This window comes from Candidatus Ruminimicrobiellum ovillum, assembly GCF_002392975.1.
GTDB classification, from domain to species: domain Bacteria; phylum Elusimicrobiota; class Endomicrobiia; order Endomicrobiales; family Endomicrobiaceae; genus Ruminimicrobiellum; species Ruminimicrobiellum ovillum.
In genome coordinates this window covers 40,021-53,195 of sequence record NZ_DGIC01000012.1, presented here as the reverse complement: position 1 = coordinate 53,195, position 13,175 = coordinate 40,021, and the positions used below count along the sequence as shown (strand labels likewise).

The 13,175-nt window shown below is 35.2% G+C and carries 1 protein-coding gene (running past one end of the window); it reads left to right on the top strand.

Annotated features, from left to right (window positions below; translation table 11 throughout):
* Window positions 1-13,144 carry the final stretch of a hypothetical protein gene (locus B2Y85_RS06980; protein ID WP_372519763.1) on the top strand. The gene continues 18,449 nt to the left of window position 1, outside the view, so 13,144 of the gene's 31,593 nt are visible here — the last part of the coding sequence; its start codon lies beyond the left edge, outside the window; the stop codon is at window positions 13,142-13,144.
* The last annotated feature ends 31 nt before the right edge of the window (window positions 13,145-13,175 follow it).

Genomic DNA, 13,175 nt, shown 5'->3' with positions numbered 1-13,175 from the left:
AAGGACCACAGGAAAAACTTTAGCGGAATTGGCATCTCAAAATGAAACAAGAAATGAAATTCCTTTTGAGGAAGGCGGACTTCGCATAACAAGAATTTGGTCTGATATGAATGACACAATAGAAGGCGGCACCAGATATATCAATCATAACTACTATGAAGTTAATCATTTGAATGCAGGCAAGGATAAAATTACAGGTGAATTACCTGCGATGACGAGATTTAGATATAAATATGATGATACCGGTGTACTTGTAAAGAAAGAACAAAGTAATATTTTGGGAGATTGGGGAGCCGAATTTGAAAAAGTATCCTATGGCTTACGTAGCTTATGGGAAAATAACAGACCTGTTGCAATTTTCTTGGTTGTATTATTCCCGGGATTAATACTTTACTTTGTTGGAAATCTTATTGCTTCGAAAATCAGATTTAACAAGAGGAAAAAAGCTCTTGAACTTAAGACAACATCTGTTCCTCCTGAAGATCAAGATGAAATTGAAGAAGCCGCAAAACCGAAGAGAATTAGTAATGACACAGCCGCATCAATGACGGAAAAAGTGTATGGCAATTATCAATCAAGATGGAATTTGAATGGTCAAATGTTACAAAGAGCATTTGAAACTTCCGGCATAATCAGAGGAAATCATGTTAAAGATTTTACTCAATGGATACAGGATGTTAAATCGGCATCTCTCACGGGTGCTGCAAGAACAGCATTCATAAATGCAAATTCTTCGATAGATACTGCAAGTCCTGCAATATTGGAAGAGTATACAAATTATGTAATGCAAAGTAATCTTTCACAAGAGCAGACCTCTTTTGAAAAGGACAGTCAAAGCTTATTTGATGAATATCGTTGGTGGATAGAAAATGTAATGGCTTTAACCGTTCCGGAAGCAGACAGAGAAGCGTTTATAAGAAATAATACCGGCGAGTTTTCCAGAGAAGATGTTTTGTTGTTCTATTATATATATATATCTGCGGAAAATCCGAGACAAGATGATATGGATTATAGAAACTATATATTCTTCAAAGCAAAACAAATGATTGCCAACGGACAGGGTGCAAACGTTGGCCCGATGATAAGTATGGAAATGGCAAGAATATTGAATGTTTTGAATGACGGTATTTCTATAGAAGAGCAAATTGCTCAAATGGAATATATATATAATACCGAAATGGCAAAAGATAAAAAGGCAAGAGTACTAAGTAATGGAGAACTTAGAAAACTCAAAAAAGCAGTAGATTTCTATAAGAAGAACAAAGCCAAAATAGACCAAGAAGAAAAAGACTATAAAGCTGCTATACTTGGAGGAAAATCGGAAACTCCCGAAGCAGAATTAGCAGCTAAACAAATGGATAAATATTTCTGGAAATATGGCTTCAGAGCTTTATTTGGTGTGAAATGCGGATTCGGAAACAGATCCAAAATGAGACCTGACGAAGCTATTTCGTACTACGATACAAATGCTTTGTTCAGAAGTGCAGACTATATTCAGGCATACGATTCCTTCATAGATGCTAATATTAGTTCCGGACAATACACCGAAGAAAAAGTTCAAAATACAGATAAAAAGAGCATAACTTTTGCAGGACATGCCGGAATAGTTCCTTTTAGATCATATATTCCTCATTCAGGAGATATGAATGTATTAAGTTTCTCTTTAAAGAATGGCTTGGGACTTTTACAATCTTTAACGAATTTAAGAGGAATTTTATCCGTATGGCTTGGTAACTTATCATTAATAGCGGGAATAATTACCTTTATCCAAACCGGAGGTTTTGTAGGCGGAGCATTGCTTGCAAGTTTGGGGTGGGGTGCATTGGTTCTTGTTGCAGGATTGGCACTTACCGCAGGAATATTTGTATTACTTGGTGCAATATCCAAAACATTGCAAAAAAATCCTGTAAGTAAATATTACGGGGTAGTTACGGATATTTCCGAAGATAGAGGTTTATCTAAAGAAGAAAGAGAAGACGGAAAAGACAGAGAAGATATTAAAACCGCTAAGAAAGCTATGATTAAGAGATGGATACCGCTTATTGCCATAAAAACGGTATTTGAAGTATATATCTTAAATACTGTGGTTGCTTCCATAATGACATTAGGTTCTATAACCACAATGTCTTTAGCCGGTATAGGAATAATGTCGATGGTAAATCCTATGACTATGATATTTATTGCGGGATTAGTATTCTTCTCATTATATGTAAAGCTTTATAACAGTATAGCAAAAGCAACAAAAAGATTTGTTGCAAGAATTAATGCTGATAAAGATAAACCTGTAATTAATCCGGAATCTAAGATTGCTAAATTTTTACCTGCAATAGCAACAACTTTAGGCTCGGTTGGAATTATGCTTGGTTTCTTTGCTCTTATGTCAATTGCAACCGGTCCTGTATTCTTATTATTGTTATCTTTACCGTTTATCTTGTTTACTTTCTTGGATTTCTTTGGCTTTAACGACGTGTTAAAGGCTGGAGCTATTTTAAGACAAAAAATAAGAAGAGGCGCTTTTGTCGGTAAGAGTTGGAGTGACTTCGGTAACTTCATGTTCAAAGATTATGCTTCAAAAGGAGACGTTGCTGTTGATGTCGAATCTGAAGAGTATAAGAATTGGGAACAGATATTAAAAGATTCTTTACCGGAAGAACAATATGCTGCTTTGACACAGGATCAAAAAATAGAGTTATTCTCAAAGACAAATACTTATGATTACACACAACAAGAATTCTTTAGAGATTGGCAAGCTTCTTTCTTATCCGAAAAGGTTGAAAAGAGTCTTACCGATCATCAAAAAGAAATTGTTTTTGCAATGTATTACAACAAGATTATCGAATCTTATTTTAGAGAAAGTAAAATTTCTCGCGAAGAATATGATGCATATAGATTTGTTATATCCGATTACAAAGGTGAAGGAAATAATTTTGACAGACAAATTTTGAGATATCCTGATTTATCGAAGGAACCTTCAAGTTTCGGAGCAAGACAGTTATTCTACAGATTGCATCAAGAAACAAGAATTAGAGCAATACAGGGATATAGAACACCTGAATTAAGAGATATAAGTGTAAGTGTTGTTATTCCTACAAACAACGAAGCTGTTACTCATTTGTTAGATAACGATGGTAAGGGCGGTGCAAATTCAGAATCACTGAATACCGTTGTTGCCGATGGACATACCGTTCTTTCTCATTTGATTAATGTTTATTCCGGTGAATGGAGTAACCTTATCAGCAGAGTTGAAAGCGGAGTTGATTTTAGAGGCAGACAAAAAGAGCTTACGGAAGACGACTTGGAAGTTATAGAACAGATGAGACAGATGATGTTAAGCGGCAATGTTATAAAAGGGAAACTACTTAGAAGAGCTGACGGCTCGGAATTACCGGATTGTTGGGTAAAAGAAGAAATTTCCAGATGGGCTGATCCTAAGTTGCAACCTTTGTCAACATTACATGTAGGAATGATGAATTTAAAAGATACATTGTCTTTCTTGGCAGAACTTGAATATAGTAATACCAGAAAAGGAATGTCTGATGAACAATGGGATGCGGAAGCAAAAAGAATAGTAAGTGATTTTGGTTGCTTACAGATTTTGAGCGGATATCAATCTTATGGAGCTGTTCTCGGAAACGGAGCTTTCGTTCCGGGATCCGGAAAAGCACTTGATGATCCGAGAATTATAGGATTATTTAGAAACTTAAAAGAACTTAGAGAAATGATAGTTCCGGTAATTCATCCCAGAGAACATTCTTATGATGATTATATGAAACTCATAGATTTAAGAAACAGGGGCTTGTCTACAAATTATGATAAGAATTTGATAGCTGAAATTGAAAAAACAGAGATTGGACAGAAATGGAAGGCCGGAGAAAGAACCGACGATAAAATTAAATTGGTTTCATATAGAAGATTAAAAGCCGAAGATGTAACATATGCTCAATACCAGGAATTGTTATCTAAAAAAGCGGCTAATATGTTAACTACGGATGATGAAGCATTGTTAACAGCTATAGAAGGTGAAATTGCTAAAGAAAAAGCAATATACGACAGATGGCAGGCAGAAGGAAGAGAAACTGCTTTGGTATCCGACTACGAAAGAGACGGTGTAGAAGCAATATTTGCTCATAATAACGGAAAATTAACCACAGTTGTTTTTGATGATTCAAAGACTTATGTAACATTACATTACGGTGCAAATGGTATCATGGGACAAGGAAAGGTTGACCACCATGCATATTTGGAAAGTTATATAACAAATAAATTTATATTCCAGTTGGATATGAACCAAGGTATTTCAATGCAGAGTGCATTGAGTATATTTGGAGCATTACAACCTTTGTTACAAGATGATGAAGTTTACAATGTTTCTTTACAAGAAAAGATTCCTACGGAGAGATTGTCCGGTGTCGGTAAGAAAGGTGCATTAGCAGAATATGGATTTAATGCTTCCCATGAAGATATGAATGAAATGTTCCAATTGCATATGTACGGACATCCTAATTTCTTAAGAACAAGTTTTATTCAATCTAAATCCGGTCAAAGTAAATCCGTAGTGAGTGAAGATGCTACGGGTGGAAAATCCGCAAAAGCCAAAGGCGGTAAAACAGTAGATGCTTACGGATACAGTGTTGATAAAACAAGAGAAACATGGATAATCGGTCATACGGGAATGGTTTCAAAGTTCGCTATGGGTAGTGCGGAAATGAACCAATCTCCGTATATTCATGATTATAACCAAACACAAAGAAAAGCATTTGGTATATTTGGCGGAATTTTTGCGGAATCGATAGATTTTATAGAAGGTCCGGGATTTTATGTTAAAGAAAAATTGGTTGTTCCTACTGTTGGCGTATTCTTGTTTGCAATATTGTTTATGGGAATAAGCGGATTTTCGGGCTTTAGTTTAGCTTTTGTGTTGGCAGCATTAGGACTTGTTTTATCTCAGACAAGTGCTGCTACGGGATTAGTTGCTAAATTCCTGGAATACGAAGATGGAGGAAAATATTCTCGTTTTGGAAATCATCCGATACTGAACAGAATTTATAATTCTTTTGGAGATCTCGGAAGATGGGCAAAGGGATTAGTTGCTAATTTCACATATTTTGTTACACAAATAAAAACACATCATACCGGACAAGGGGCCGGTGATGCCGGTAAGGCAGCTTACGTAGGAACGGGAAGAGGTTCCGGGTTAGGGTTTGTGTCTATATTTAAGGGTATAGATTCAAGAGCTTTTGATTCTCATCTTGCTCCTGCAACATCAACAATATTACTTATAGCTGCGGCATTTACATTTAAATTCAGCTTAACATTAGGTTTATCTTTCTTATATGTATTGATACCGTTTGCATTTATATTGGGTCAGGTTCAATTGAGAAACGGTTTCAATATTTATCATGATGATGCATCTCTTGTTGCTAAGAATATTTGGTCAGAAGTTAAAAATTGGTGGGGATTGCTATTCAATAAACCTAAAAAAGATGAAAAAACCGGTAAAACACCTGAGAGAATACCGTTTGTATTAACTTTTATAGTAGGCGGTACCACTTTACTAACACTATTTGTTGCAAGCTTACCTGGATTGATAATAAAAGGTTTGGTAGAGTTTGGTCAATATTTGGCTAAACAGCGTAATTCTAAGGGTGGTTCTTACATGTTGTCGGTTTCTCCGATTTTGATACCGTTAGCAATAGTTGCTCTTCCTTTAATTGCGTTAGTACTTTACGGATATAATAAACAAAATAAGATTTCATACGCAAATAAGGAAGTAATATCGGATTTACAAAGACAAATAAAAGATTTACAAAGTGAAATTGCAGCCGGCAATGATATTGCAAAAGATGAAATCAATAAGGGCTTGGATAACAATAAAATTTTAGAAAACAAAATAAAACAACTTGAAACATTATTGTTACAATCTTATTCAAAAGAAAGAACTGAGCAGATAGTTTCAGAAATAAAAACAGCAGCTTCAGAAGAAGAAGTCGGTGAAGAAGAAGCAGTAGCGGTAGCAGACGAAGAACTTACTGAATTGGCGGAAAAAGTGGCCAGAGCGAAAGAATTGAAAGCAAGCGGCAAATTGACACAGACAGTACTTGACGAATTGAAAGAAACGGCATCTAAGGTAGTAATAAAGAACAGTGATTCCAATGAAGCAAAGATAGCAAAGGTAGAAGGATTAAGAGATTTCTTGGAAGTATACGGTTTCTATGCGGGCGGGAAACATTACGATTACAGGCCGATAGATTTAATAGTATTTGAATTACAGACTAAGGCGGGATTTGGTTTGTTGGGATTGGAAGAACCATCATTCCAAAACGGAAACATAACGCCGTATTCAGTAAAAGACGGAAAGACGCCGATAGTAAGTTACGATTATTTACAAGCGAACAATGAAGCGAAGAACATACAGAATATAATCTATATGTATTTGAACGGAGGATTGGGAGAGAGTGTAAAAGGAAGAGAGCCGGTAATATTTGCATTGAATCAATTCAAGAATGTTATGAAAGCAGCAAGAGCAGCAAATGATGCAGAATCGATTGAAATATTATCTAATATGGCTAAAGAAAGAGATTTGTTTGGGAGATATTTAACAGACGATCAAATTGCAAGATTAGAGAAATACGGATTTATTCAAGTAAATCCATATGATTTCTATGATGAATCGGGTAAAGTAAAAAAAGAAGTAGTAGTAGGTAAAAAGACGATAAAAGTACCGGCATTAACGGGAAAAGCAACCGATACGCCGTTTGTTGTTAAGATGGAAGACGGAACATATGAATACAGATCGATAATGGATATTAAGATGGCGGAAATGGCCAACCATGAAGGCATAGCGGCATTGCAGATTGTAGGCCCCGGCGGAGAAGCAAATGCAACGGATATATTGAAATTGATAGAAGCTGAAGAAAGCTTATTAGATTCGACATTTGAGAAAGGAGCATTGCAGACTAACGGAAAAGGCGGCGGAATACTTTTACAGGAAAGATATTATTCATGGAAGAATACGGGAGAAGGATTTAGTATTGATTTTGATAATATAAATCCGGGAGGTCATGGAACAGTATTCTTTACATTGTTCTCATCAATAATTCCTAATATAAGACAGATGTGTGAAGCAAACGGTATAGATGTTAATAAATTAACGAGACAAGATGTAGAGAAGTTGATGACGATGTCCAAAGAGTTATTCTTTGGAAACGGAGACGGATTGAATTCGGCACCGACAGGAAGAATAGGTGCAGCAACGATGACGACAGTACCCAGAACGGATGTAGATGCGAAAGGCGGAATGATAGTAGCACTTAAAGTTAATGTAAACGGTAAAGAAGAAGAATTCCCGTACTTATTGGAGAGAGGAAATGTATCCGATGCAGATAAAAAAGTATCGGAAGCATTACAAGAATTATTTGCAAGATATGGTTTAAAACCGATAACAAAAGATGCATTGGCGAAAGAAGCACAAGCATACAGACAAGCAAATAATATAGAAGAAGCAGAGACATTAGAAAGATTAATGGCATTGTTTGATCAGTATGGAATAAAGGAAATGAGAGATGTAAGATCTCAAGCATTCAATACGAACGGAATACAATTCAACAATGTATTAATGGGATTGATATTTGTAGGATTGATAGATATTTTAGGAGAGAAAGAGACATATCAATTATTTGCATCACCTACAATAACGAGTGACAAAGGAAGCTATACGAAATATGAATGGGCTATAGGACAAGTATTGTTATGGGGAAATATGAACTTAGAGATATTGAGAAGACAAAATCCGCAAGTAGATAATTTATTGAATACGATATTAGGTGAAGGCAAACAGATGGCGACAGTAGTAATGTCCAGTCCGGAACAGAGAGAAGAAGCAGGATTTACACCGTTTAAATTTGTAAAAGATATATTGTTGTTCTTCAAGGGAGGATTTATAAACTTAAAGAATAAATTCTCGTTTAACGAAGGAACAAAGACGGATGTATTGGGTGTAACCGGAGCAAGTGAAAACAATTTATTCTCTGTATATTATGATTGGGCATATTTTGATAATGAAGCGGAAAGTTTTGTAGCGAAAGGAGATATAGCTGCAAATCATGTTATAGTTAGAGGGAAAGTAGAATTAATAAATGAGTCCGGTAAGCATGTAGATGTATCGCCGGAATTAATGAAAGCATACGGATTGAGTGAAGAAAACGGCAAGGTTGTATTAGAGAATATAACAGTCAGAATAGATAAAAACGGAAATATGATTGTTTCACAGGACGGTAAAGAAATAAGAGCAACTTCCGCAACGGAATATGAACAATTGATATCTAAATATGAAGAGCAATTCCCTAATATAAGAAAAGAGTTGGAAATATTTGAAAACGAATTGTTGGCAAATAAAGGCAAAATGATAGGTGTACAATTTACGGATGAAAAAGTTAGAGAGGGCTTTGTTGATGAAGATTCGGTATATTTAGCTATTGCTGATATACTTGAAAAGAAATACGGTGAAAAAGAGATGAGAATAAGAGTTGACGGTGATGCGATATATTATGTTGATGGAGAAGCAAAGAAAGGAAAAATCTTCTTTGTAATGCACGATGGCACCATTTCCGAAGATGATATTGAAAAAATGATTAGGGATGCAAATAGAGCGGCAGAATTAAGAGAATCCGCAAGACTTTCTGCAGAAGATGCAGCAGAAGCTGAAGCAGCAGCCGAAAGATTAGAACAAGCAAAAGCTGCAGATAAAGCACTTATGGCATTAATGGAAAAAGTGGCCAGAGCGAAAGAATTGAAAGCAAGCGGCAAATTGACACAGACAGTACTTGACGAATTGAAAGAAGCGGCATCTAAGGTAGTAATAAAGAACAGTGATTCCAATGAAGCAAAGATAGCAAAGGTAGAAGGATTAAGAGATTTCTTGGAAGTATACGGTTTCTATGCGGGCGGGAAACATTACGATTACAGGCCGATAGATTTAATAGTATTTGAATTACAGACTAAAGCCGGATTTGGTTTGTTAGGATTGGAAAATCCTTCATTCCAAAACGGAAACATAACACCATATTCTGTAAAAGAAGGGGAATCGCCGATAATAAGTTATGATTATTTACAAGAAAACAATGAGGCAAGAAATATACAGAATATAATCTATATGTATTTGAACGGAGGATTGGGAGAGAGTGTAAAAGGAAGAGAACCGGTAATATTTGCATTGAATCAATTCAAGAATGTTATGAAAGCAGCAAGAGCAGCAAATGATGCAGAATCGATTGAAATATTATCTAATATGGCTAAAGAAAGAGATTTGTTTGGAAGATATTTAACAACCGATCAACTTGCAAGCTTAGGCAGATATGGCTTTATTCAAATAAATCCATATGATTTCTATGATGAATCCGGTAAAGTAAAGAAAGAAGTAGTAGTAGGTAAAAAGACGATAAAAGTACCTGCATTAACAGGAAAAGCAACAGATACACCGTTTGTTGTTAAATTGGAAGACGGAACATATGAATATAGATCGATTATGGATATTAAGATGGCAGAAATGGCCAACCATGAAGGCATAGCGGCATTGCAAATAGTTGGTCCCGGTGGAGAAGCAAATGCGACAGATATATTGAAATTGATAGAAGCAGAAGAAAGTTTATTAGATTCAACATTTGTAGAAGGAGCATTACAAACGAACGGAAAAGGTGGCGGAATACTCTTACAAGAAAGATATTATTCTTGGAAGAATACAGGAGAAGGATTTAGTATTGATTTTGATAATATAAATCCTGGCGGACATGGAACTGTATTCTTTACCTTATTCTCATCTATAATCCCGAATATCAGACAGATGTGTGAATCAAATGGCATTGATATTAAGAAATTAACGAGACAAGATGTAGAAAAATTAATGGAGATGTCAAAAGAATTGTTCTTTGGAAACGGAGACGGATTGAATTCGGCACCGACAGGAAGAGTAGGCGCAGCAACGATGACGACAGTACCGAGAACAGATGTAGATGCAAAAGGCGGAATGATAGTAGCACTTAAAGCTAATGTAAATGGTGAAGAAGTAGAATTCCCATATTTATTAGAGAGAGGCAATGTGTCTGATGAAGATAAAGCAACTTCGGATGCTTTGCAAGAGTTATTTGCAAGATATGGATTGAAGCCGATAACAAAAGCTGCATTGGCAAAAGAAGCTGCGGCATATAGAAGTGCAAATAATGAAAAGGAAGCAAAGACATTAGAGAGATTGATAGAGTTGTTTGATAAATATGGAATAAAAGAAATGAAAGATGTAAAATCTCAAGCATTTAATACAAATGGAATACAATTTAACAATGTATTAATGGGATTGATTTTTGTAGGTTTGATGGATATCTTAGGAGAGAAGGAAACATATCAATTATTTGCATCACCTACAATAACGAGTGACAAAGGTAGTTATACAAAATATGAATGGGCAATAGGACAGATATTGTTATGGGGAAATATGAATTTAGAAATATTGAGAAGACAAAATCCTCAAGTAAACGAATTGTTGAATACAATATTAGGCGAGAACAAGACGATGGCAACAGTAGTAATGTCCAGTCCGGAACAAAGAGAAGAAGCAGGTTTTACACCATTTAAATTTGTAAAAGATATATTGTTATTCTTCAAAGGCGGCTTTATAAATGCAAAGAACAAATTCTCTTTTAACAAAGGAACAAAAACAGATGTATTAGGTGTAACAGGTACAAGTGAAAATAATTTGTTCTCGGTATATTATGATTGGGCATATTTTGATAATGAAGCGGAAAGCTTTGTTGCAAAAGGAGATATAGCAGCAAATCATGTTATAGTTAGAGGAAAAGTTGAGTTGATAAATGAATCCGGTAAGCATGTAGATGTATCACCGAACTTAATGAGAGCATACGGATTGAGTGAAGAAAACGGCAAAGTTGTGTTAGAGAATATAACCGTTAGAATAGATAGAGAAGGAAATATTATAGTTTCTCAAATCGGACAAGGAGAAGTAATTACTCCTGCAACCGTAGCTGCACAAGAAACGAAAAAAGCTGTTGCAGCACCTACGGGAACAGAAACTCAGAAAACAGTAATTAATTTCTTGTTCAAAGGCGTAAGCAAACAATTGGTATTCAATTTCGGTACTACATTGCTTTCTACTATGCAGGACGGTTACAGAAAATTAGCTTCAATAGAAAATAATTTCTTAAGTCAGGCTGACTTGAAAAATATTTTGGAAGATAAAGATCATTATATAACCGAACCTGTTAAAGAAAGCAAAGGTAAAGCATGGGAATTGAGAACTAAAGACGGTATCTTTATAGGTAAAATTATAACAACCGAAAACGGTAATCTTGCTTTAGTTACGAACAAAAACAAACCTATAACATTTAAATTTAATGCTATGATAGGTAGATCTGCAGATGCAAATGTAAGTGAGATTGCTTACAGCTTAAATAAGAATTCAAGAAAAATATTTGATTTGTTGGATCCGAATACACAAGAACATTTAATAGCAGCAGCAGACTATAAATTCAAAAACAGAATTCTTCCTAACGGAGACTTAATAGTAAGAGATAAATTAGTAAGATTTGCTGTTGGCGATAATGTGTTGAATGCGGAAAATGTAAGTCAAACAGGTTTGACCGCATTTGATAAAGCGGTAGCAGAGAGTGTTGCCGCATACAGAATATCTACAAATTATAGTTTGGCTGAAATGAACGAGTTGTTGTTATCCAGAACATTTAGAGGATATCAATCCGTTCAAAGACAGGAAATGTACTTCAAAGTAACTTCTAAGACAAATCTTGAATATATCAAGAAAGGTAACTTGCTCAGAAGCTTTGAATCTGCGGGCGTAACTACATTGATTATTCAAGAAGACAGTTATACTGCAAACCTTGAAGAGATAGTTAAATACATAAAAGATCATGGATTTGAAGTTGTTATTGAAGTTGATGCAAACAACATAGATGAATCTAAATTAACAAGTTTGGCACAGGCAGGATTAACAGGTATAAGATTTGTTGTTAAAAATGATGTTACTAAAGAAAATATAGGAAGTGTTGTAAACGGATTAAGTGAGGATTATAAGAATAAAGTACTTCCTTTAATAAGCAACTTTAGAACAATACCTGCAATATCTTATGATTTCAGCAATAACAGAGGAAGAAGTTCGAAATTGAATATCAGTAATGAAATTATAAGAACCGTTGCCGAATTTATAAAAACAAACGGTTTGGAATTGGTTGTAGATGCAAAAACCTATGTTGAAACCGAAGAAAACTATATCGCTCAAGGCAAAGATATGAACAATTTAAGAGATTTCGTTGAATTAAGAGACGGTGCTAAAATAGTTGTAAGAGTAAGTGATAAAGATGCGGAAGATGCAGGTATATTCGACAAAATAAAGAAAGCCGGTGCGGTTTGTGCTAAGACAATAGAAACATTAAAGAAAATTAGAGTTATGGATAGCTTGAAGAATAATGCAAGATTGAATGGTAGAGATTACAGTTTAAGTGATATATTCGGTGAAAGTATATCGGAACTCTTTATTAACGGTGGTACAAGTGAAGATCTTGATACTATCAGAAAATTCTTAGCCGGTCAGGAACCGTTGAGTTTGGAAGCATACAATAGATTATTCAGCGAATCTGCAAGAAAAGCTATAGACGATGTTATTGCAAATAACAATGCTAATAAGAATGATAAAGATGTATTAACCGGATTTGCGAGAGACTTTGTTATAGGTTCCATGACAAAAGAAATAGAAAGTCTTGTTATTCCTTCCGAAGTTAGAAGTGTAGGTGATAATTATAAAGTTCTTGTCGGAAGTGCATTGTTGATGATGGTTAACGGTGTTAATGTTAATGATATTACCACAGAAGCAAATAAAGCTGTAATTGATGGCAGTAAATCTATTTCTCAATTGTTGAACGAATCCGGACTTGCAAAGAGTATCTTGAGTATGTGGAAATCTGAAGATATGAAGATAAGTATTGAGGAAAAAGCAGATACAATTGCTTTGGCAGGACTTATAAAACTTATACTCACAATGGATACATTGTTGCCGGAAGGCGAATCATTAATGTCTTCACTCGATGTTTCGTTAGACGGAATCAAGGGAATTTTGGCAGCAGCATAATCAATACAAATAATGAATATGGCAAAGATAT